The organism is Candidatus Solirubrobacter pratensis, assembly GCF_000425945.1.
Lineage (GTDB): Bacteria > Actinomycetota > Thermoleophilia > Solirubrobacterales > Solirubrobacteraceae > Solirubrobacter > Solirubrobacter pratensis.
This window is the reverse complement of sequence record NZ_KE384480.1, coordinates 369939-393419: the sequence shown is the minus strand read 5'-3', so window position 1 is coordinate 393419 and position 23481 is coordinate 369939. Positions and strand designations below refer to the sequence as shown.

Sequence of the window (23481 nt, the reverse complement as noted above, 5' to 3'; positions counted from 1 at the left end):
GCGGGCGGTGCATGGCCGGCGCGCTCACGTGACGGCCCGCTTGCGGGCGAGCTTCCGGGCGACGGGCCACAACCCCGCGACCGCCGCGGCCTGCGCCGGCGCGCCGGTGCCGGCGAGGAGCCCGGCCTCGAGCGGGATCAGGCCGAGGATGCCGGTTCCGACCGCGCGCTGGAGACGCTCCGGCGACGGGTCGGCGATCGCCTCGGCGTGCGCGCGGCCGACGACCGCGGCGTACGCCCCGACCAGCCCGAGCGCGGCGATCCGGCCGGCCCGGCCCTTGGCCTTGGCGACGCTCAGACCCGCGCTCGCGGCGGCGACCGCGCCGGTGGCGACGAGCGCGCGGGTCGCGACCGCCGCGGATCCGCCCTCGACCTCGCGGCGCGAGACCTCGGTCACCACAGCCGTGTGCGCGGCGACGACCGCGGCGGCGGGCAGCGCCCGCGCGGCGCCGTGGGCGCCGGCGCCCATCACGACGTCCAGGCCGCGGCAGGCCGACATGCCCGGCGTCGCGGCGAGCGTCGGCTTCAGCGCCAGGTCATAGCCCCAGACCGCCATCGCCAGCGGCGCGACCACCTTCAGTGCGCGCGGCCCGTCCGCGGCGATCGCGAACGCCGCGCCGCCGGCCGTCAGCCCCGCCGCGAGGCCCAGGGCGAAGCCCGGCGACACGCGCCCCGAGGGGATCGGCCGTCCCGGCCGCTCGACGGCGTCGACGTCGCGGTCCGCGTAGTCGTTGAGCGCCATCCCCGCCAGGTACAGGCACGACGACGCGGCCACGAGCCCGGCGGTGCGCGCCACGTCGCGCACCTGGCCGGACGCCGCGGCGCCGACCAGCACGTCGCCGGGCACGCTCAGGACCGCCGGCAGCCGGACCAGCTCGGCGACCGCGGCAGCGTCCGGCATGACGACGCTCACGGCGCCGCGACCTCGGTTCCCACCCACTGCTCCAGCAGCTCGTACTGCCGGTGCAGCGACTGCTCCGTCGTACCCGCGGGGTCCTTGAAGAAGAACGCCAGCTGCGCCTGCGTGCCGGCCTCGCGGCGCTCTAGCGCCAGGGCGCTCAGGCGCGCGAGATCGAGGATCAGCGGCGCGGCGAGCGCCGAGTCGCAGCCCTCCCACGTGAACTGCAGCCGCATGCGCACGCCGAGGAAGCCCTCGAAGGAGACGTGGTCCCAGGCCGTCTTCCACTCGCCCAGGTCGCGCACGTTCTCCATCCGGATCGGCGCCTCGACGGGGTAGCCGAGGATCTCCTCCAGCAGCCGCCCCTTGGACGCGAGCTTCGACGCCGCGCGCGTCGGGTCCGACAGCGCCTCGCCGTCTCCCCCGCCGAGCAGGTTCGTCGCCGCCCACGAGCGCACGCGCAGCGAGCGTGCGGCGAACGCGGGCGCGAGCACCGACTTCATCAGCGTCTCGCCGGTCTTCCCGTCGCTGCCGCCCAGTGGCACCTCGTACGCCTCGGCCAGCGCCTCGAGGGCCGGCATCCGCGCGCCGGCGGAAGGCGTGAAGTCCACCCACGCGCATCCCGCCTCGATCGCCGCGATCGCATACAGCGTGCTCGGAGGGACGATCGCCTCGCCGCGCTCGAGCGCGTCCAGCAGCGCCGTCAGGTCCTCGTGCGCCGGGTGCTCCGGGACCGGCGCCTCGGTCGAGGACACGTTGATCACGACCACGCGCGCCAGGCCGTGGCGCGTGCGGAACGCGCGCAGGTCGTTGAGGATCCGCGTGATGCAGCCACGCGGGTCGTTGCGCGCGTCGAGCCCCGTGATGCCGGGCCGCTGCTCGGACTCGGCGGCCTCCAAGGCGCCCGCGAGCGCGCCCGGCAGCCCGACCGGCAGCACGCCGCCGTCGACGAGCCGCGCGGCGCGCACCGCCAGCGGCGTCTCGACCACGTCGTGGCCGCCGAACACGAGCTCGCCCAGCCCTGGGAGGCCCGCGTCGGTGAACGGCGGACGCATCGTCACCAGGCCCGTCGGCTCGGCCAGGCCGGCGGATACCGCCGCCGCTCCCGTCACCGCGGTCGTCGCGACCGACCCCCGGCCGCCGACCAGCCACACGCCCACGCGGCTCATGACGGCCACCGCGGCGCCCGGAAGGTCACGGTCTCCCGCATCAGCTCGCGCTCCTCGACGTCCTCGTATCCAAGCTCGGCGAGCCGCCTCAGGATCGCGTCGACGAGCCGCTGTGGAGCGCTCGCCCCCGCCCCCACGCCGACCACGCGCGCCCGCTCCAGCCACGCCGAGTCCAGCTCCGGCGCGTCCGGCACGAGGTGCGCCGCCGTTCCCTGCGCCCTCGCGACGTCCACGAGCCGGTTGGAGTTCGAGGAGTTGCGCGCGCCGGCCACGAGCACGAGGTCGCATTCGCGCGCGATCGCCTTCACCGCCGCCTGGCGGTTCTGCGACGCGTAGCAGATGTCGTCCTTGCCCGGCCCGATCAGGTCCGAGAAGCGCTCCCGCAGACGCGCGACCAGGCGCGCCGCGTCGTCGACCGCGAGCGTGGTCTGCATCGCGTAGGCGACCGGCGCGTCCGGCGCGATCGGCAGCGCATCGATCTCCTCCTCGCTCATGACCACGTGCGTGTACTCGGGCGCTTCGCCCACCGTCCCCTCCACTTCCTCGTGACCCCTTCGCCCGATCAGCACCACAGTACGTCCGGCACGCGCGTAACGCCTGACCTCGACGTGGACCTTCGCGACCAGCGGGCACGTCGCGTCGATCACGCGCAGGTCGCGCGCCGTCACGCGGCGCCTGACCTCGGGCGCGACCCCGTGGGCGGAGAGTATGCAGACGGCGCCGTCCGGCACCTCCTCCTCGGAGTCCACGAACACCGCGCCGCGCCCGGAGAGGTCCTCGAGCACCTGCTCGCTGTGGACGATCTGCCCGCGCACGTAGACTGGCGCGCCGTATTCGCCGAGCGCCCGCTCCACGGTCTCCACCGCCCGCTCGACGCCCGCGCAGAAGCCCAGGGGCATCGCGAGCAGCACGCGACGCGCGTTCCGCCTCTCCTCCGCCATGTCACTCCCGGACTTTAGGTGCATTGTCAAGTCGAAGCCGGGATAGAGTCAGTCAAAAGCTCAGTCGCCGAGCCACACCCACGTGGAGTCCGACCGCGAGTCGAGCAGGGCCGCGTCGGTCGCCACCACCTGGACGCGAGCCCGTCGTGTCGTGAGGTGCACGCGGGCCCGCGCCCGCACGGTGAGGAAGCGGTCCCCCGGCCTGGGCGCCTTAACCCGCGCGGTCGCGATCGTCCGCGAGCCGAGCTTGAGCTTGGCGGTGAGCGTCCCCGCCTCCGACGTCCGCACACGCACGCGGGCGCCGCGGCGCACGCCCGACACCGACAGCACCTGGACCTCCGGCCGCTTCGTGTCGCCGAGCTCGAAGACGGGCGGCGCGACCGAGGTGTTGAACGCGGCCGCGGGCCCGGCGGGCGCAGGGCTGGTATCCGGCACCGTCCAGGGCTGGCCGGGATCCTCGACCGGGCCTGGATCGTCCGTTCCGACCGTGATCGTCCCGTTCATGCCGTTGGGCGAGAGCCCGTCGTGGACCGAGCAGTAGAAGCGATAGACGCCGGGCTGGTCGACGACCGCCGTCGCGCCGTCGCTCGGCCCCGCGTACGCGAGCTGCGTCCCGGTCGTCTCCCCCGGCTTGATCAGCCACACGTCGTGCGACGCGGCGATCGGGTTGCCGGGCTGGCGCAACCGCCACTCGATCGTGTCGCCCACCTGCGCCGCAACGGCGTTCTTGAACCAGTAGCTGCGCCCGCCGGCGTCGGTGGCCTGGATCGGCCGGGTCGCCGCCGACGCGACCGGCGCGAGGACCGTGAGGACGAGCGCGCAGAGGCAGGCGGCGCGGATCATGCGACGACCTCCATCTGGCCCATCATCGACATGTCGCCGTGCTCGGCGGCGTGGCAGTGGAACACGTAGCGGCCGGTGTAGTAGTCGAAGTTCGGCCGGATCACGACCGTCTGGTGCGGGAGCACCGGGATCGTGTCCTTCCACGCCGCATCCCCGGGTTGCGGCGGCTTGCCCTCGATCGAGACGACGCGGAAGAAGTGCCCGTGCGTGTGCATCGGGTGCGTGCGCTCGGAGTTGTTCGTGAACGTCCACAGCTCCGAGGAGCCGAGCCGGGGGCGGCAGTCGATGCGCTCATCGTCGAAGCCCGCGCCGGCGATCTGCCACTGCGCGCGGCCGAGGCCGTTGAACGTCAGCGGGAAGCTGCGCTGGGCGTTGACCGGCGGCAGCGGCTCGAGCTCGCGCAGCACCTTCGGCACGCGCGCCTCCTCCGCCCCGCCCTTGACGACGTCGAAGCGCATGACCGCCGACGTCGTCGCCTCCCCCACCGTGTTGTGCAGGATCACCTCCGAGCCGACGCCGAACTGGCGGAAGTCGACGACCACGTCGACGCGCTCGGCCGGCTGCAGCGAGATGCTCGTGCGCCGCACCGGCTTGGGCAGCAGCCCGCCGTCGGAGCTGATCTGGATCACTTCGCGCCCGTTGCCGAGGACGAACTCGTACGGGCGCGCGTTGGACGAGTTGAGCAGGCGCAGCCGGTACAGCCGGCGCTCGACCTTCATGCGCGGCGCGATCGCGCCGTTGACGAGCAGCGTGTCGCCGCGGAAGCCGCGGTCGATGTCGACTCGATAGCGGAACGTGCCGTCGGCATTGAACGCCCGGTCCTGAATCATCAGCGGGACGTCGTAATCGCCCCGCGGCAGCTCCAGCGCGTCGTCTTCCTCGGGGTCCTCGACGATGTAGAACGCGGCAAGCCCCGCGAACAGCGTCTTGGCGGTCTCGCCGTGCGCGTGGTCGTGGTACCAGAGCGTCGCCGAGTGCTGCACGTTGGAGTAGTGATACAGCCGCTCGGTCCCGTCCGGCACGGCGTCGTGCGGATGCCCGTCGAACTGCGGCTGGGTCACGCCGCCGTGCAGGTGCACGTTGAGGTCGCGCCCGCTGCGATTGATCTGGCGGACCTCGACCGCGCGCCCGCGGGTCGCGCGGAACGTCGGGCCTGGATACATGCCGTAGTAGCCGAGGATCGGCGTCGTCAGGCCGGGCAGGATGCTCGCCGTGCCCGGCTTCATCTCGGAGATGTACTTCTGCAGCGACTTCGTCTGCTCGACCGGCCTGGCGACCGGCAGCAGCGGGACGTCGCGCTGGAACGGCTCGAACGGCCCGGCGGCGGAGGCGCGCGCCCAGGCGCTGGTGGCCGTGCCCGTGACGGGGCGCGAGCGCTTGTCGGCGGCGAACGAGCAGACGAGGAAGACGCCGCTGAACCCCTGGCTCAGCGCCTTCCGGCGCGTGACGGCCATCACCGCGCCGCCGCGAGCGTGAGCGCCCGCTTGGTCGTCACGCCGCCGGCGCGCAGGGTGACCGTCGCCGCGACGCGCTTGCGGTAGCGCTTGAGCGCGCGCTTGGCCGCGGCGGTCGGCTTCAACGTCGCGGTGAACCGGCCGTTGCCGTTGCAGCGCGCGGTCCCGCTCGCCAGCGCGGCGCCCTTGAGCTTGAGCTTCTTCGCGACCGCCTTGGACACGGTCAGCGTGAGCGTGCCCTTGCCCAGCGAGGCGCAGCGCGCCGTGAGCTTGAGCTTGCCCGCGAGCAGGATCGGGAGCGTCGTCTTCGAGCCCGCCGGCCTCTCGAGCGCCGCCCAGGCCTTCGGCTTCGGCGCCGGCGTGCCGTCGCGGACCGGCGGCGGCTCCGGTGAGGCGCTCGCCTGCACGGCCGGCGTCGGGGTCGGCGTCGGCGTGGGCATGGACCCGTCGGCGTTGGCGACGGTGACCGTGCCGTGCATCTCGGTCCGGTGGGCGTCGCAGACGAAGGCGTACACGCCGGCGCTGTCGAACCGGCAGTCGCCCGCCCAGCCCTGCGGCATGACGTACTTGGGCAGCGGCGGCACGGCGCCGAGGTTCGGCCCGGCCGTCTGCGTGCACACGGGCTTGGCGTCGCCGGTGAAGTCGACGTTGTGCGACGTCGCGCCGGCGGGGTAGCTGAAGTGCACGGTGTCGCCGGGCTTGACCGTGACGTCGCCGTTCTCGAACCAGTTGCGGGCCGGCGAGGCCTGGTCGCGTGCGGTGACGGACGCGGCGGCGGTCGGGGTCGCCGTCGGCGTTGCGGTCGGGGTCGCCGTGGGAATCGCGGTCGGCGTTGCGGTCGGGGTCGCCGTGGGAGTCGCGGTCGGTGTCGCCGTCGGCGTGGGCGTCGGCGTCGCCGTGTCCGCGACGACGATCGCGCCCTTCATCTGCTGTGGGTGCGCGGTGCAGTAGAAGCTGTAGGTGCCGGGCGCGGCGAATGCGCACGTCGCGGTCCAGGGAGCATTCCACGCGATCTGCGGGACGGGCGGGATCGGGAACGCCACCGGGTCCAGCGGCGGCGGACCGCCCGCGGTGACCGCGCACGTGGGCTTGGGGCTCTCCGGGGTGAACGCGACGTTGTGCGGCTGCGTGCCCGTTCCCGTGGCGTAGCTGAACGTCACTGTCCCCCCGGCGGCGATCTCCACCGACGTGTCGGCCGGATCGGACTGCGAACCGTCGCGGAAGCCGGTGTCGAACGCCACGATGCTGCCGGTCTGCGGCGGAGCGCTCGCGGCGGATTCCGCCTCTCCCTGCGCGAGCGCAGGGAACCCCACCGCCGCGATCACGGCGCACACCACCCACGGCAGCCACTTGCTCCTCACGACCAACGACTCTCCCCCTCGACGGAATAAATCCGGGACCTGACCCGAACGGAACGGTAGCTCGTACGTAATACCTACGTCAATTCATTCGTCCTATCGCCCAACAAATGCTGGGACGAAATGTCAGGCGGGCCACCAATTGCGCTCGCCGAGCATGACGGCGAGCGACGGCACCAGGAAGGTCCGGACGAGGAACGCGTCGACCAGCAGCCCGAGCCCCACGGTGAAGCCGACCTGGAAGAGCGCCTCGAGGTCGAGCGCCATCAGCGCCGCGAACGTGCCCGCGAGGATCAGGCCCGCGGAGGTGATCACACCGCCGGTGCTGCGCAGGCCCGCGAGCACAGCATCATGCGTGCTGAGCCCACGCCGGTGCTCCTCGCGCACGCGGGTCAGCAGGAAGATGATGTCGTCGACGCCGAGCGCGACGAGGAAGATGAACGCGAAGATCGGCAGGTTCGGGTCGGAGTCCGGCTGGCCGAAGACGTGCGTGAAGACCAGCGAGGACGCGCCGAGCGCGAACGCGAACGACAGCAGCACCGTCGCGATCACGTACAGCGGCGCGACGATCGCACGCAGCAGCAGCACGAGGACCACGAAGATCAGCCCGAGGACGAGCGGGACGATCAGCTTCGCGTCCGTGCGCAGCGCCTCGAGGTTGTCGTGGTTCTCGGCGGTGATCCCGCCGATCAGCGCGACGTGGCCGCCCGCAGCGCGCCTGGCCACCTCGCGCAGGCGCGGGATCAGGTCCATCGCGCGCTTGGAGAACGGGTCGACGTCGAGCAGCGCCTCGAGCGAGACGAGCGTTCCGTCGCGGGACTGCGAGTCGGTGTCGGCCGACGAGATCCCCGGCGTGCGACGGAGCGCGTCGCGGACCTCGATGTTGACCTCCGACGACGCCAGCACGTCGAGCGGCGCGACGCGCCCCGCCGGGAACCGCCGGCGGATGAGCTCCTGCCCGGCCACGGCCTCGGGCTTGGTGCGGTACTGCTCGGACAGATCGAGGTAGCCGCGGCCCTCCAGGTTCCCGAGCGCGCCGGCCGCGAGCAGCGCGATCGAGACGGCAACGAGCAGCCGCGGGCGGCGCTCGACCAGCTGCGCGACGCGCGCCCAGCCGCGGCCTGACCCCTCCGCGCGCGGCCTCGCCGGCCAGAAGGCGCGTCGCCCCAGCACCGCCAGCGTCGCCGGCAGCAGCGTCACTCCGCAGGCCATCATCACGACGATGCCGAGTGCGAGGATGGGTCCCATCTCCCGCGTCGCCCGGAAGCCGGCGAGGCCGAGCACCAGCATGGAAGCGACGACGATCGCGCCCGAGGCGAGGATCGCCGGGCCGGTCCGGCGCGCCGCGCGCGCCAGCGCCGCGTCGACGTCGTCGACGCCCCGCAGCTCGTCGCGATAGCGCGAGACGATCAGCAGGCAGTAGTCCGTCCCGGCGCCGAACATCAGCACGATCAGGATCGCCGTGGACTGGCCGCTGACCGACGTGGCTCCCGCCGCCACGAGGCCGTAGATCGCGCCTGTGGCGATCACGTAGGCGATCGCGACGACCCCGAGCATCACCCCGGCGATCAGCGGCGAGCGGTAGGTCAGCAGCATCAGCGCGACGACCATCGCCATCGTGATCGCCAGCAGCTTCCCGTCGATGCCCTCGACCGCCGCGCTGCGGTCGGCGTCGAAGCCGGCCGGGCCCGTCACGTAGCTGGCGAGCGGGTTCCCGGCGGGCCCGGGGAGCGTGGCGCGCATCGCGGCGACGTCGTGCGCGACCGAGTCCGTGTCGTCGCGGCCGTTGATCGCCGTCACCAGCAGCGTGCTCTCGGGGAAGTCGTCGGAGATCGGCGACGGTGGCGTCTCCGGCCCCAGCACGTGGCCGAGCTCGCCGCACACCGGCCCGTCCGGGCCCCCGACGCCCTTCAGCGCCGGCAGCGCCCGGTCCGCGCACAGCGCCTGGTTGTGCGCGTCCATCTCACGGCTGTGGAGCAGGACCTGCCCGCGGCGCGAGACGTACGCGATCACCGCGGTCGAGTCGCGGCCCTCGGGGAAGCGCTCGTCGAGCAGGTCGCTGACGCGCGTCGAGTCGGCCCCGCGGGTCAGGAAGGTCTTGCTCTCGTCCGCCGCGCGCGCCTGCAGCTTCGGCTGCAGCCCGGCGAGCGCGACCGCCAGCGCCAGCCACGCGCCGACGGTCACCCATCTCGCCCGGCGCCCGAGCGCCAGCACCGCGATCCTCCCGAGCATCAGCGCGGCAGTATCCCGGCGAACGGGACCGCGGCGGCCGTTCGGGCCGCCGCGGCCTCCGCCTGGTTCACGGACTGGTGGTCGAGAGCGTGAACGTCAGCGTCTTCGCGTAGGGCCCGGTCCGCAGCGGGTCGGTCGAGCCGACCGTCTGCTGGAACTGGAGCGAGACGCCGTCGTTGGTGATCGGACCCGCGTAGGTCAGCAGCTGCCGCGGCGTGCCCGAGACGTCGCCGAACGCCGTGTCCGGGTTCGCGGCGTTGGTCGCCCGCGCCTTCAGCGCCTGCGGCATCACGTACGTCCCGTTGACCAGATGGCCCGGGGCCTGCGATGACGGGTCGGTGACGCTCAGCGCCGCGTCGCCCGCGCTGGACAGCACGGTCGCCGTGGTGCTGGCGTTGTAGGTGTTCGGCACGCCGAGGACGAAGGCGCCGAAGCCGGCGTTCGGGCCGAGCGAGAGCGAGAGCGTCTGGGGGACCGTGCCCGAGACGTCGGTCGAGGTCGACGGCGGGACCTCGGTCGTCACCGTCTTGCTCGCGGTCTGGCCGTCTGCGTAGGTCACGGTCAGCGTCGCCGTGTGCGAGCCGCCGTTTCGGAACGCGTGCTCGGCGGTCGCGCCGGTCGCCGCCCCGCCGTCGTCGAACGCCCATTTGTACGACACGCCGCCCGACTTGCCGATGTCGTACTTGACGAGGCTCGACGTGGCGCTCGGCGTCGCCTTCGGATCCGGGCCCGGGGTGTCGGGACCGCCCGTGTAGGTGAAGCGCCATACCCCAGTGTTCGCGTTGCTGACCGAGAAGTTGCTGCCGCTGTAGCTCGCGACGTACAACGCCCCGTCGGCACCGAAGTCGAGGTCGATCGTGCGGTTGGGCCCGAACAGGCTCGTCGGGATGATCCCGTACAGCGAGTCGGCCGCGATCGGCTGGCCGCCGGTGAACTCCGTCGCCGGGTCCATCAGCAGCGCGTGGCGGATGTTGTTGGCGCCGGCGAAGTCCGACAGGAACCAGCGGCCGTCCCAGTAGGCGGGCCAGGCGCCGGGGCTGTCGGACGTCTTGCGATACGTGCCGGCGGTCATCGGGGCCTGGCTGCCGCCGAACGCGAACGGGCAGCGGCGGAACGTGTCCGGCCCGGTGCCCGTGTTGGTGCCGTTGTAGATCGGCACGCCGTTCGCGTTGCGCGGGTAGTCGTGGCAGCCACCCTGCGGGCCGTACCAGATGTTGGTCGGGCGCGGCGCCGGGATCGTCGTCAGGCCGGTGTTGTACGGCGAGTCGTTGAGGAGCGGGCCGCGGCAGTCCCAGTAGCCGCCGGTCTGGCCGTCGGCCCCGCCGCCGACCGTGCCCGGATGGCCGAGCGGCGCCGCGGCGCCGCCGCCGGTCGTGGCGGGCAGCTTGGCGCGGTAGTCGAGCCGGTCGCCGGTGCAGTAGGGCCAGCCGTAGTTGCCGGCCGAGTCGATCAGGACCGCGTTCTCGGTCTTGGCCGGACCCCAGGTGGTGCTGTTGGTGCCCTGGTCCGGGCCGACCCAGGCGGCCGCGACCTTGTCGGTCTTCGGGTCGATGTCGATCGAGTAGAGGTTGCGGACGCCCATGGCGAACACCTCGGGCTTCGCCTTGCCCTGCAGCACCGCGTCGCTGTCGGGCGGGAACATGTTCGGCCCGTTGGGCGCATTCGCTCCGGGGATCGTGTACGTCTTGCCGATGCCAGGCGTGTCCCCCGGGTCGGCCATCGGCTTGATCCGCAGCAGCTTGCCCTCGTAGGCGTTCGTGTTGCCCGACGTCTGGCGCGCGTCGGCGTAGCTGATGTGGCCGCAGCGGGCCTCCGAGCCGGGTCCGGTCTCCGCGCACGGCTCCTTGACGCCGCAGCCGGTGCCGTCATAGGTGGCGGGATCGCCGCCCGGGCACGGGATCGTGTAGGCCGGGCTCGGGTTGGTGTAGCCGCCGTTGTTGGAGTTCGGGGTGTTGCCCGTGTTGTCGCCGGTGGCGAAGTACAGGTTGCCCTGCGAGTCGAAGTCCATCGAGCCGCCCAGGTGGCAGCAGCTGAACACCTGGGTCATCCAGTGCAGGATGATCCTCTCGGAGCCGGGGACCAGCGTCTTGGTCGCGTCGTCGTACGTGAAGCGCGACAGGCGGCGCTCGGCCATGTAGTCCTTGCGGACGAAGCCCTCGCCCAGGGCCGGGCCCTCGTTCTTGCCCTGCTCGCCCTTGTAGTACGGGTGGTACTGGACGTAGATGTACGGCCGGCCGTTGGTGAAGTCGGGATCGAGCGCGATGCCGAGGATGCCCTGCTCGTCCTTGGACTGCTGGCCGGTCTCGTTGCCGGAGCCCTTGGCGCCGAACACCGGCATCTCGGCGACCTTGGAGACCTTCGCCGCGTTCTGGTCGTCGGAGCCCGCGACGCGCGGATCCCACACGTGGATCGTGCCGCAGCCGAGGCCGACCTGCGGATTCGTCCAGTCGCGGAACTGGACCGCCGCGGGCGAGCGCGCCTCGTCGCAGACTGCGCGGCCGGCGTAGAACACGCGGCCGTCCTTGGCCATCGAGAGGCCGTCGATCTCGCCCACGTACGCGTTCGAGTTGGGGTTCGGGTTCGGCGGCGTCAGGCGCGTGCGCGCGTAGTTGGAGTTGATCGTCGCCTTGCAGTTGCCGCGGACCATGCCGGCTGCCCACTCGATCGCGCCGAGCAGGTGCTTGCCGAGCACGTCGCCGTAGCCGGCCGTGGTCTGGCCGAGGCCGGTGTAGAAGGAGCGGCCCTGCTGGATGTCGCGGCACCACGAGACGGCGCGCTCGAGCTGCGGCTGCAGCGTGGCCGTCATGCCCGAGAAGCGCGTCACCGCGTCGTTGGTGACCGACGTCCCGTCGGGGATCGTGTTGAAGCGCACGCGCGCGACGGTGTGCACCTGGCCCGTCGGGTTGTTGGTCCAGGCGTAGAAGTTGTCCGAAACGCCCTTCTGCAGCAGCGGCAGCGCGCGCGTGGCGGGGTGCACGCGGTCCAGGAACTCGACGTCCTGGGCGCTCACGGCGGCGCCCGCGGTGCGGCTCGCGCCGGTGAGGCCGATCAGCGTGTCGAAGAACGCGTTGCCCTGCTCCAGCAGGGCCGTCTCGCCGATGCCGACGAAGCCGCCGCCGCCTTCGACGTAGGACTGCAGGTCCGCCTGCTCGGTGTTGTCGAGCGCGTCGCCCTGCGAGTTCACGAACACGACGGCGCGGTAGCCCGCCAGGTTGGCGGCCGCGATCTTCGTCGCGTCGGCGGTCACGTCGACCGTGAAGTCATTGGCGCTGCCGAGCGCCTGGATCGCCGTGGCGGCGGTCGCGCTCGCGGGATTCGCCTGGCCGGCGGTCCACGTGAAGACCAGCACCTTCCCGGCGTCCGCCGCAGCGGGCGCGACGCCGATCGCGGCTGTCGCCGCGAGTGCCCCTATGAATCCGAGGAAGCCTCGGACCGCGCGTAGCCTCCGCCCGCGCGGGTCAGACACCGTCTCGCTCACTCCCATCCCTCTCCTCCGGGTCGAACGGTGAATGCCGATGAGAATCCCGGCGCCCCTGAGCACCCTGGACTTTCGTCGTATGTCGGCGCGGATGCTATTTGGCTTTCGTGAGGGTGTCAACGCCTTTTGCCGTTTAGATTGGCAGAAGTCGGACATTTCCTCTTGGCTTAACGAGACGGGTTTAAGGTTCGTCAGGTCCGGCCACGAAATCGAGGAGAGTGGATGCGGGGAGGGCAAGTGCGCGCGGCCGCGGCGGTCGCGCTGGTCGCCGGTTCGGTCGCGGCGTGCGGTGGCGGAGGCGAGGCGCCTGCCGCCAAGGGCAAGATCGTGCGCGGTGAGACGGAGACGGGGATGAAGCTCGAGGTCGAGACGTTCGTCGACCCGGCCTCGGATCCCGAGCTGAAGAAGCTCGACGCGTGGCGCTCGGCGCGCCACTACCCGGCGGTCGACTACCACCGGATCACCGCCGACAACACCAAGGGCCAGATGCCCGACCGCGACCGGACGATCAGCTTCGCCAAGAGCGCGGACGCGATCGCGACCGGCCAGGGCGTCGAGAGCCGCTTCGCGTGCGACGCGCTGCGCTACGAGTGGCTCCCGGTCAACGGCGCCGGCAGCGCCACGTACGAGGGGCTGCGCAAGCAGCTGTGCCCGGTCGCGCCGGACACGCCGGACGCGATCGCGCCGGGCAAGCGCGAGGTCTACTACCTCGTGACCGATCGCGGGTTCGCCGAGCGCGGGCTCGACCGCCTGCGGATCTTCGGTCCGCGCTCCGCCGAGCTGCGCTAGCGCGCTCGCCTCGCCCCGAACGAGGAGCGGCCCGCCGAGGCGGGCCGCGATCCTTGCTTGGCCGCGGCGGTCGCTCGGACCGCCGCGGCCGGGTGTGCCCGCTAGGGCGTCGTGGTGGACAAGGTGAACGTCAGCGTCTTGCTGTAGCTGCCGGTGCGCAGCGGCTCCAGCGCGGTGACGGGCTGCTTGAGCGCGATCGTCACCGGGTCGTTGGCGATCGGCGCCGAGTAGGTCAGCAGCGTCAGCGGCGTGCCGGACAGCGGCCCGAACGCGGTGCTCGGGTTGGCGGCGTTGGTCGCGGCGACCTGCACCGGCGTCTCGAGCGCGAACGAGCCGTTGACGAGCTTGCCCGGCGCCGTGGCGCTGGTGTCGGTCACGCTCAGCGTCGTCTCGGCCGCCGAGCTCGACACGGACGCGGAGACGCTGGTCTCGTAGTCGTGCGCCAGGCCGGCCGTGAGCGAGCCGAAGCCGGCCGCGCCGCTGATGCTCAGCGAGAGCGTCGGGTTGACCGAGCCGGAGACCTGGCCCGTCTTGCTGACCGAGTCGACGGGGGTCGGGGTCGGGGTGGCCGTCGGCGTTGCGGTGGGCGTGGCCGTCGGGGTCGCCGTGGGCGTGGCCGTCGGAGTCGGCGTCGGGGTCGCCGTGGGCGTCGCGGTCGGCGTGGCCGTCGGGGTGGCGGTCGGCGTGGCCGTCGGGGTCGGCGTGGCCGTCGGCGTCGCGGTCGGAGTCGCCGTGGGCGTCGGGGTCGGCGTCGCCGTGGGCGTGGCCGTCGGAGTCGCCGTCGGCGTCGCCGTGGGCGTCGGGGTCGGAGTCGCGGTCGGAGTAGGCGTCGCCGTGGGCGTGGCCGTCGGAGTCGCCGTCGGCGTGGCCGTCGGGGTCGGCGTCGCGGTGGGCGTCGCCGTGGGCGTGGCCGTCGGCGTCGCCGTGGGCGTGGCCGTCGGCGTCGCCGTGGGCGTGGCCGTCGGCGTCGCCGTCGGCGTGGCCGTCGGCGTCGCCGTCGCCGTCGGAGTCGGAGTCGGAGTCGGAGTCGGTGTCGCGTCCGCCACCACCACGACGGTGCCCCGCATCTCCGACGAGTGCGCCTCGCAGTAGAACGTGTACGTGCCGGGCGCGCCGAACGTGCAGCGCCCGGCCCATGGAGACCGCATCGGCAGCTGCGGGACCGGTGGGACGGGATACGGCGGGTTCGGCAGCTGCGTGCCCTGCGTGACCGTGCACGCGGAGGGCTTCGGGCTCTCGAAGTCGAACGCGACGTTATGGACGCTGCCGCCACCGGCCGGATAGCTGAACGTCACGGTCCCGCCGACCGCGATCTCGACGGTCGAATCCGAGTGGTCCGTCCCCGAGCCGTCGTAGAAGCCGTTGTCGAAGGTGACGATGCTGCCGGTAGCAGGCGCCGCGTCCAGAGCCGGCGCCGGGGCGCCCAGCGCCAGCGCCGGGATGCCGACGGCCGATACGACCCCGCACGCCAGCCATGGCACGTACTTCTTCCTCAGACCCAACGTTTCCCCTCCTCCGGACGTGAGTACCGCGCAAGCGGAACGGTATCCCGCGTCCAGGCACAAGTCAACGACTTTTGCAGCTGTCAGCGTCAAAACATTGCCGCTCACCGCGCAGTGTCAGAGCACGGCTCGAAACGGCCGCATTTCCAGCGTCGTCGCGGGCGGTGAGCCGGACGCGCGCACGCAGCGAACGCGCCCGCCGTACGAGCGCCCGCCCGCTCGGGGACAGCCGCACGGTGACCGTCCCGCGCGCCTGAAGCCGCCGCTCTGACCGTCCGAGCACGCGCGACCGGGCGGAGACGACGACCATCGCCCGGCACCGCTCCGAGCACGCGACCGTCACGGGGAAGCCCCGCGCCAGCAGACGGGCGCGGGAGACGGCCGCGACGCGGAACGTGACGCGCGGAGCGACACGATCGCGCGAAGGAGGCCAGGCGCCGCGATCGGGCGAAGCGACCGGCGCCGGCGGCCCCGTCGCGCCGGGAACGCCCGTCGCCGTGGCGAACGCGGTCGCGGCCGGCACCGCCGTGGCCGCGGGGGTCGGCTCAGGCGTGGCCGCTGCCGTCGCCGTCGCCGTCGCTGTCGCCGTCGCGGTCGCTGTCGCCGTCGCGGTCGGCGTCGCCGACGGCTCTTCGCCCAGGCCCGCCTCGACTGGCGCGTACGCGATCCCGGTGTCTCCTCCGGCGTCGGTGACCTTCAGACCGACCGTGTGCGCGCCCGCCGCCACCGTCGCGGTCGTGCCCGCGGCGTCGCCGAACGTCCCGTCGTCGTCGAGGTCCCAGGAGAAGGCGGCGAGGTCGTCTCCGTCCGGATCGGAGGCCGTGGACCTCAGGGTCGTGCCGTCGATCGTGAACGAGGCGGCCGGCGGCCGGGTCCCGACGGTCACGCTGCGGGACGCCACAGCGGCCGCGCCATCATCGTCGGTCGCGCGCACCGCGATCGTGCGCGCTCCCGTCACAGGCGGCGGCAGCGTGAGCGAGGCGCCCGCGCCGTCGTCGAACTCGCCGTCGCCGTCGGCGTCCCACGCGAGCGCGACCGTCCCGCCGTCCGGATCGGCCCCCTCGGCGCTCACCGTGACCGGCGCGCCCGCGACCAGGTCGGCCGGCCGCAGCGCGACCACCGGGCCCACGTTGGACGCGACCGGCCGCACGTGCGCGGTCCGGATCGCCGAGCGCCCGGACGCGTCCGTCGCGCGGACCGCGATCGTGACGGGCGTCGTGAACGTCCAGCCGGCCGGCGAATCCCCGAACGCGCCGTCCCCGTCGAGGTCGTAGTCCAGGGCCACGGCGGCGTCGTCCGGGTCCGCAGCGGCGGCCGACACGTCCACCGGCCGGCCCGCGCGGATGACCGCCGGCAGGGTGAGCGCCGTGACCACCGGCTGGACACCGGCGTCGTCGCGGACGTCGACGGTCGCCAGCTCGACCCCCTCGCCGCCGCGTCCGTCCGTCGCCCGCACCCGCACGCGGTAGAGCCCCGGCGACGGGAACGCGAACCGCAATCCGGTGCCCGCGCCGTCGTCGAACGCGCCGTCGCCGTCCGCGTCCCAGGCCAGCACGACCGGGTCGCCGTCCGGGTCGCCGGCGGTCGCGCGCAGGTCCGCCGGCACGCCCGGATGGACGCCGCGGCTGGGCACCGCGAGCTCGAGCGCGGGCGCGCGGTTCGCTCCCGGCAGCCCGTCCGCGGCCACGCGCACGGTGCGCCGGCTGACCGCGCTGTTGCCGGCCTCGTCGGTGACGCGGACGCCGACCTCGTGGCTTCCCGCGTCGCCGAAGCGCGCGACCGCGGACGGCGTGCCGCTCGCGTCGGTCTCGTACGCGCCGTCGCCGTCGAGGTCGAACGCGTAGTCCGCGACCGGACCTTCAGGGTCGAAGCCGTGGGCGGCGAGCGTCACCGGCTCGCCTGGACGGACGGCGCCCGGCGCGGCGTCCAGCGTGGCCGAAGGCGCGAGGTCGCCGTCGTGCACCTCGAGCCCCGCCGACACGACCGTCGCCGCGCCCGCGTCGTCGATCGCGCGCACGTGGAGCGTCTGGCGTCCGGCGCCCGGATCGCGGTAGTCGTGCTCGACCTCGGCGGCGGCGCCCGGCGGGATCTCGTCGGCGAGCTCGTACTCGCCGTCGCCGTCGAGGTCGCTCTCGATCCGCGTCACGCGCCCGTCCACGTCGGTCGCGGACACCTGCGCCTCGACCGGCGACGTCGAGGCCGGTGACGGATGCGGGAGGCGCAGCACCACGTGCGGGGCCACGTCGTCCTCGTGGGCCGCGAGCGAACGCTCCGCCACCCCCGCCCGGCCGTCCTCGTCGGTCACCCGTACGCGGGCGAGTCGCGTCCGGGCGACCACGGCGGCACCGGCCGCGTCGTCGAACGCGCCGTCGCCGTCGAGGTCCCACGCGTAGGTCACGCCGCGGCCTGGGCTCGCCGCCGTCAACCATGCGGGCGCGCCCGCACGCGGCACCGGCGGCCGGACGTCGATCGACGGGCTCGGGCGGCGCGCGTCGCAGCACGGCGACAGCCCGGCGAGCGCGACGGCGAGCACTGCGGCGGCGGACACGCGCCCCACGGTAACCGAGCGCCATGCTTAGGTCCGGCTCCATGCAGAAGGTCTACCCAGTACACCAGATCTTCGAGTCATGTCGTGCGGGATTCGAGCTTCTGGTGCTTTGTAATGCAAAAGTCATTGACTTGTGCGCATTCCATGGATAGCTTGCCTCGCGCGCTGGAAGCTCGGGGCAGGGCGCTCGAGTCGAGGGTCGAACCGCGTCGGACGGTTCGCGAACCGTCCAGAAGGAGGAGAGAGGCTTTGAAGGGATTCGGGATGGTGCGCGCGAGCGCCGCGGTCGCGGCTGCCGGTGCACTGCTGTCATGCGCAAGCGCCGCACAGGCGCAGCGGCCGCCCTCGCTCGGCGCCGGTGCGCCGAGCGGCCAGATGGGCGTCCAGCTCTACGACTGGAGCCAATACATCGGCTCCGGCGCCGGCGAGCTCAACCCGCCCGCGCCGACGACCACGGACGGCCGCGTCGAGCGCGTCTTCCAGTACCTGCAGTCGCGCAACGTGAAGCTGGTCGAGCTCTACGGCTACTCGAACATCTTCCCGGGCACGAACCCGGCGACGCCGAACAACACGGCGGCGCTGACGGCGCTGCGCGCGCTCGGCGACCAGTACGGCCTTCGCTTCGTGAGCCGCCACGGCAACCTCAACGAGGCCAACTGGGACAACGACATCGCCGCGTCGAAGATCCTCGGGCAGGAGTACATCGGCGCCGCGGACCTGCCCAGCGACTACCGCAACAACTACGCCGCGACGCTCGACGTCGCGCAGCGGCTCAACCGCCTCGGCAAGCGCTCTGTGGAGGCCGGCCTCGGCCCGGTCTACTGGCACAACCACGCCGCCGAGTTCTCGACCAAGTTCGTGGACAACGGCGTGCTCAAGAGCGCCGAGGAGATCGTCCTCGACCACACCGATCCGCGCTACGTCAAGGCGCAGATCGACATCTTCTGGGCCGTCTCCGGGGGAGCCGACGTGACGGCGTTCGTCAACAAGTACCAGAGCCGCGTCGTGAGCTTCCACGCCAAGGACGGCGTGAATCCCAACCCGAGCGCGGGCACCTCCAACCTGCGTGCCCTCGGCCAGGGCGTCGTCGACTTCGCCCCGATCTTCGCGGCCGCGAAGAACCGCACGAGGTACTACCTGTACGAGTACGACCCGGTGGCGATCGGCGCCAACGGCGGCTTCAACCCGTTCACGAGCGCGGACACGAGCTTCGCCGCCCTCAAGGGCGACGCGGCGCCGGTCCTGTACGTCCCGCCGACCAACTTCCCGTCGGTCCCCGCCGGAACCGCCGCGGCGTCCAATGTGGTCCCGGTCACGGTGACCAACGCGGGCGACGCACCGCTGACGATCACGGGCAACCCGGCGATCGCGGCCGACGCGAACGACGGCGGCGGCGCGACGGCCGCCGACTTCTCGGTCGTCAACCACAACTGCACCACCACGCTGCAGCCGGCCAAGGCCGCCGTGGCCGACGATCCGGCGACGCCGGCCAACGAGGCGTCCCCGGCCGTCCTGGCGGGCACGTGCGTCGTCAACGTCGGCTTCAAGCCGACGCGCACCAACTACGTGTCGGTCGCGCGCCTGCAGTTCACGTCCAACAGCGACGACGCCGTCGAGAGCGCGCCGCTGTACGGCAAGAGCACCGGCACCGCCATCGCGACCGTCGGCGGCGACGTCCCGAGCTTGCTGAACCTCCAGCTCAACAGCGCCTCGGCGAGCTTCGGCACGTTCGTCCCGACGATCGGGCGGTCCTATGAGACGGCGCTCGCCGCCACGGTGACCACCACGACCGGCGACGCGGCGCTGTCGGTCTCGGACACGAGCACGACGGCTCCCGGCCACCTGGTCAACGGCGCCTTCGCGCTGCCGCAGCCGGTCAACGTCCGCGCCGGCAACGCGGCCAACCAGAGCCCGGCCTACGTCCCGCTGGCCGAGTCCACCGGCGCTGCCACGCCGCTGCTCACCTACACCGGCCCGACGAACTCCGACATCGTCACGCTCGGCCTGCGCCAGGCGATCGGCGCCGGCGACGTCCTCCGCTCGGGCACCTACAGCAAGTCGCTGACGTTCACGCTGGCGACCACCGCTCCCTAGCCGCAAGGGGGTCCGTCAGAACGCCGGCCGCGCTGCGCGGCCGGCGTTCTACGTCCACCGGCCGTATGCCGTCCGTCCGCATCCTCGTCACCGCGCTCGCCGCGGTCCTCTGGCTCGTCCTCACGCCCGCGGCGCACGCCGACGGCGATCCCGCGAGCGACGTGCTCGTCCAGCAGGACGTCTTCTACGGCAGCGCGCTCGACCTGGAGTCCAAGCCCGCCGCCCAGCTCCCCGCCCTGCTCGCGCAGGCCTCCCAGAAGGGCTATGAGATCAGGGTCGCGGCGATCTCGCGCTTCGCGGACCTCGGCACCGCGGGCTCGATGTGGGAGGTGCCGAAGGCGTACGCGAAGTTCCTCGGAGAAGAGCTCAGCCTCGTGTACGGCGGGCGCCTGATGATCGTGATGCCCAACGGCTATGCGCTGTTCCACCTCGGTCACTCGACCGTGCGCGAGCAGCGACTGCTCGGCCGGCTCGCCGCGCCGCGGCGGGCGGAGCGCTTCCTCCCCGGCGCGATCGACGCCGTCGAGCGGCTCGCCGCCGCCGAGGGCGTGAAGCTCTCCGTGCCCGAGGTCGAGCCGCCCCCCGGCGGCGTCCCCGCCGTCGACCCGATCCACGCCGCGCCGCCGGCCGCGAGCGTGACCACGGCGCCCGGCGCGACCGTCACGCCGCGCTCGGGTCCCGCCCGCGCGCCCGCGGCCGCGAGCGGCGGATCGAGCGGCGCCTGGCTGTTCGTGCTCCCGGTCGCCGCCTTCGTGCTCGTCGCCGTCGTCGCGATCGTCCGCGGCCGCGTGCGCGACCGGCGCTCGTCGCCGACCTAGCCGGGACGTACGCCAGAATCACGGGGTGGACGTACGCGACCGCATCGCCGAGCTGACCGCCGAGGTCAAGCGGCTCAACGACCTCTACTACCGCGGCGGCGACAGCCCGCTGCCCGACGCCGACTACGACGCGCTGAAGGACGAGCTCGCCGCGCTCGTCGCCGAGCACCCGGAGCTCGAGCCGGCCGACAGCCCGCTCGGCAAGGTCAACGCTCCCGCCGAGCTGACCGGGCCTACCATCCGCCACGCCCGCCCGATGCTCTCGCTCGCGAAGGCGACCGGCGAGGAGCAGATCCGGACGTTCTGCGAGCGCTTCGGCGGCCAGGTGTTCCGCGTCTCGGAGAAGCTCGACGGGCTCTCGCTCAGCGCCGTCTACCGCGACGGCGAGCTCGACTACGTCGCGACGCGCGGCACGGGCGCGGTGGGCGAGCTCGTGACCGAGAAGGTCCGCTGGGTGATCCCCGGGCTGCCCGCGGAGATCGCCGCCCCCGGACGCGTCGAGGTCCGCGGCGAGGCCGTGATGCTGCGCTCGGTGTGGGCGGCCTACAACGAGGCGCATCCGGACCGGCCTCTCACCAACCCGCGCAGCGGCGCTGCCGGGACGCTGATGCAGAAGGACCCCGAGGCGGCCGCCGAGGCCAAGCGGCTGCTGCGCTTCTTCGCCTTCGGCGCCGACCGCGACGGCGTCGCGCTCGGCCTCCCGGAAGGCTTCGAGCCCGCCGCGCAGTACGTCTGCGCGACGGTCGAGGAGGTCATGGACGCGATCCACGAGATCGGCGGCCGCCGCGAAGGGCTGGACTACGACATCGACGGCGCGGTCGTGCGCCTGCACGAGCCGGCAGCGTTCGACGCGGCGGGCTTCAACAGCGCCGAGCCGCGCGGCGCGATCGCGTTCAAGTACCCGCCCGAGGAGAAGCTGACGAAGCTGCTCTCGGTCGAGTGGCCGGTCGGCAAGATCGGCCGCGTCCCGCCGCGCGCGAAGGTGGAGCCCGTGTTCGTCGGCGGCGTGACGGTCGAGAACATCACGCTCCACAACCCGCGGCTGATCCGCGAGCGCGACCTGCGCCTCGGCGACACCGTGGCGGTCGTGCGGCGCGGCGACGTCATCCCCTTCGCGGGCCGCTCGCTCCCGGAGGAGCGCGACGGCTCCGAGCAGGAGATCGTCCCGCCCACACACTGCCCGTCGTGCGGCTCCGAGCTCGAGGTCCGCGGCACCGGCGAGGAGCGCTGGTGCCTGAACCTCCAGTGCCCGGCACAGGCGACGCGCCGGCTGATGCACTGGGCCTCGCGCGCGGCGGCCGACATGGAGGGCGTCGGCGACGTCTGGATCGAGAAGCTCGCCGAGGACGGCGTGCTCAAGCGCCGCAGCGACTTCTACTCGCTGACGGCCGAGCAGCTGCTGGGCTACGAGCGCATGGGCGACGTGAGCGCCCGCAACATGATCGCCTCGATCGAGGGCTCCAAGGGCCTGGGCCTGCGTCGCGCGCTGATCGGCCTGGCGATCCCGATGGCCTCCGAGGGCGTCGCGAAGCGGCTCTGCCTCGCCGGGTACGAACGCATCGAGGCCGTCGCGGCCGCGAGCGCCGAGGAACTGGTGGCGATCCGCGACATCGGCCCGAAGGTCGCCGAGAGCGTCGTCGCGTTCTTCAATCGGCCCGAGATCGGCGAGGAGATCGAGGCACTGCGCGGGCACGGCGTCGTGCTCGACGTGCTCGAGGAGGACCGCCCGGTCGACGCGGCCGCGGCCGGCGACTCGCCGCTGAAGGGCAAGACGGTCGTGATCACCGGCGCGTTCACCGACCCGCGCTCAGGCGCAAAGGTGAGCCGGCCCGACGTGACGCGGCTGGTGGAGCAGGCCGCCGCGACGACGGCGTCCTCGGTCTCCGCCGCCACCGACTACCTGCTCGCCGGCGAGAACGTCGGCGCGTCCAAGACGGGCAAGGCGGAGAAGCTCGGCGTCGAGGTCGTCGGCCAGCAAGACCTCTGGCGCTGGCTCTCCGAGGCCGGGGTGGCCTAGGACGCCGCCGCGGCGCGCGCCGTGTCGTGCATGTGCTCGACGCGCACGAGCTTGACGCGCGGGCGGCCCTGGGCCTCGCCCGCGGCGGTCTCATGCTCGTCGATCGCGCGCCAGCCCTCCCAGGTGATCGCGCCCTCGGGCGCCTCGGGCACGGCGACCGGCTCGTTGAGCACGCCGTTCTGCTCGTCCTCGAGGATCTTCGCGACCGTGTCGGCGGCGTCCTTCTTGTTGGTCCCGATCACGCCCGACGGCCCGCGCTTGACCCAGCCGACGACGTACTCGCCGCGCTGCTGCGCGCCGTCGTCGCCGATCACGCGGCCGCCCTCGTTGCGGATCAGCCCCCGCCGCTCGTCGAACGGGATCCCGGCCAGCGGCGTGCCGCGGTAGCCGATCGAGCGCAGGACGAGCCCGCACGAGATCACGGCCTCCTCGCCGGTCGGGACGGCGCGGCCCTTCTCGAGCCGGTTCTTGACGACGCGGACGCCGGTCACCGGCCCGTCCTCGCCCTCGCCCAGGATCTCCACCGGCGACCACAGGAAGCGCAGCTCGACGCGCCGCTCGCGTCCCGACGGCTCGCGCTCGGCGTAGTCGCGCATGACCTCGACGTTGCGCTTGGTCGTCGCGTCGCACTCGCCGGACTCCAGGAACGCGGCGCTCGCCTCGTCGAGCTCCATCGCCCCCGGCTCGATCGCGATGTCCGCGCGCGTGAGCTCGCCGAGCTCGCGCAGCTCGGGCGTCGTGAACGCCGCCTGCACCGGGCCGCGGCGGCCGAGCACGATCACGTCGTGGACGGAGGCCGAGGCGAGCGCGTCGACCGCGTGGTCGGCGGTGTCGGTGGCGGCCACCTCGTCGGGATCGAGCACGAGCATGCGCGCGACGTCGACCGCCACGTTGCCGTTGCCCACGACGACCGCGCGCGTCGCGCTGAGGTCGAACTCGTGGTCGGCGAAGTCCGGGTGGCCGTTGTACCAGGCCACGAACTCGGTCGCCGAGTGCGAGCCGGGCCGGTCCTCACCGGGGATGCCGAGCCGGTTGTCGGTCGCCGTGCCGATCGCGTAGACGACCGCGTGATAGCGCTCGAGCAGCTCCTCGCGCGAGATGTCCTTGCCGAGCGCGACGCCGCCGAAGTAGCGGAACGCCGGATGCTTCGCCGTCTTCTCGTAGACGCGGGTGACGCTCTTGATCTTCGGGTGGTCGGGCGCGACGCCGGCGCGCACGAGGCCGAACGGCGTCGGCAGCACCTCGTAGAGGTCGACCTCGAATCCGGCCTTCAGCAGCTGCTCGGTGGCGTAGAAGCCGGACGGCCCGGCACCGATGACGGCGGCGCGATTGCTCATATTC

15 protein-coding genes are annotated in these 23481 nt (G+C 73.0%); 4 read left to right on the top strand and 11 right to left on the bottom strand.

Annotation, left to right across the window (positions count from 1 at the left end):
* Nucleotides 1–24 precede the first annotated feature (24 nt).
* The 8 genes from H958_RS0126395 to H958_RS40555 form a co-directional block, all read right to left on the bottom strand.
* Nucleotides 25–912 carry an SCO3242 family prenyltransferase gene (locus tag H958_RS0126395; protein ID WP_196807583.1) on the bottom strand — a complete coding sequence of 296 codons (888 nt, stop codon included), beginning with the start codon at nt 910–912 and terminating at the stop codon, nt 25–27.
* Nucleotides 909–2066 (bottom strand): inositol-3-phosphate synthase, encoded by a 1158-nt coding sequence (locus H958_RS0126390; protein ID WP_028060835.1) that lies wholly within the window; start codon nt 2064–2066, stop codon nt 909–911. Before H958_RS0126390 ends, H958_RS0126395 begins: the two co-directional genes overlap by 4 nt.
* Nucleotides 2063–3007: a 4-hydroxy-3-methylbut-2-enyl diphosphate reductase gene (gene ispH, locus H958_RS0126385; protein WP_037411480.1), complete on the bottom strand. Its 945-nt coding sequence runs from the start codon at nt 3005–3007 to the stop codon at nt 2063–2065. Before ispH ends, H958_RS0126390 begins: the two co-directional genes overlap by 4 nt.
* 60 nt (nt 3008–3067) lie before the next feature.
* Nucleotides 3068–3850, bottom strand: a complete 783-nt coding sequence (locus tag H958_RS0126380; RefSeq protein WP_028060833.1) for a cupredoxin domain-containing protein — start codon at nt 3848–3850, stop codon at nt 3068–3070.
* On the bottom strand, nt 3847–5304 hold the full coding sequence (locus H958_RS0126375; protein ID WP_037411479.1) for a multicopper oxidase family protein: 1458 nt from the start codon (nt 5302–5304) through the stop codon (nt 3847–3849). The genes H958_RS0126380 and H958_RS0126375 overlap by 4 nt, the downstream gene beginning before the upstream one ends.
* Nucleotides 5304–6665, bottom strand: a complete 1362-nt coding sequence (locus H958_RS44100; protein ID WP_028060831.1) for a cupredoxin domain-containing protein — start codon at nt 6663–6665, stop codon at nt 5304–5306. The genes H958_RS0126375 and H958_RS44100 overlap by 1 nt, the downstream gene beginning before the upstream one ends.
* Before the next feature lie 123 nt (nt 6666–6788).
* Nucleotides 6789–8894 carry an MMPL family transporter gene (locus H958_RS40560; protein WP_081686301.1) on the bottom strand — a complete coding sequence of 702 codons (2106 nt, stop codon included), beginning with the start codon at nt 8892–8894 and terminating at the stop codon, nt 6789–6791.
* Between the two features lie 67 nt (nt 8895–8961).
* Nucleotides 8962–12372 carry a ThuA domain-containing protein gene (locus H958_RS40555; protein WP_051324847.1) on the bottom strand — a complete coding sequence of 1137 codons (3411 nt, stop codon included), beginning with the start codon at nt 12370–12372 and terminating at the stop codon, nt 8962–8964.
* Nucleotides 12373–12594: 222 nt separating this feature from the next.
* On the opposite strand from H958_RS40555, the gene H958_RS0126355 reads away from it, so the two are divergent.
* Complete coding sequence (locus tag H958_RS0126355) at nt 12595–13161, top strand: hypothetical protein (protein WP_156028294.1); 567 nt, start codon at nt 12595–12597, stop codon at nt 13159–13161.
* Nucleotides 13162–13262: 101 nt separating this feature from the next.
* Here H958_RS0126355 and H958_RS47875 read toward each other — a convergent pair whose 3' ends face one another.
* On the bottom strand, nt 13263–14663 hold the full coding sequence (locus tag H958_RS47875) for a cupredoxin domain-containing protein (protein WP_196807582.1): 1401 nt from the start codon (nt 14661–14663) through the stop codon (nt 13263–13265).
* 64 nt (nt 14664–14727) lie between these two features.
* Nucleotides 14728–17211, bottom strand: a complete 2484-nt coding sequence (locus H958_RS46855; RefSeq protein WP_196807581.1) for a PKD domain-containing protein — start codon at nt 17209–17211, stop codon at nt 14728–14730.
* 249 nt (nt 17212–17460) lie between these two features.
* Between H958_RS46855 and H958_RS40540 the strand changes: the two genes are divergently transcribed.
* The 3 genes from H958_RS40540 (at nt 17461) to ligA (ending at nt 22140) form a co-directional block, all read left to right on the top strand.
* Entirely contained in the window at nt 17461–19305 is a 1845-nt protein-coding gene (locus tag H958_RS40540) for a TIM barrel protein (protein WP_196807580.1), read from the top strand.
* A gap of 65 nt (nt 19306–19370) precedes the next feature.
* Nucleotides 19371–20123, top strand: coding sequence for a hypothetical protein (locus H958_RS0126325; protein ID WP_028060827.1), 753 nt, complete (start codon nt 19371–19373; stop codon nt 20121–20123).
* Nucleotides 20124–20148: 25 nt separating this feature from the next.
* Nucleotides 20149–22140, top strand: a complete 1992-nt coding sequence (gene ligA, locus H958_RS0126320) for an NAD-dependent DNA ligase LigA (RefSeq protein WP_028060826.1) — start codon at nt 20149–20151, stop codon at nt 22138–22140.
* Here the strand turns inward: ligA and H958_RS0126315 are convergent.
* Nucleotides 22137–23477, bottom strand: a complete 1341-nt coding sequence (locus tag H958_RS0126315; RefSeq protein WP_028060825.1) for an FAD-dependent oxidoreductase — start codon at nt 23475–23477, stop codon at nt 22137–22139. The two genes, ligA and H958_RS0126315, sit on opposite strands and share 4 nt — an antisense overlap.
* Nucleotides 23478–23481: the final 4 nt, after the last annotated feature.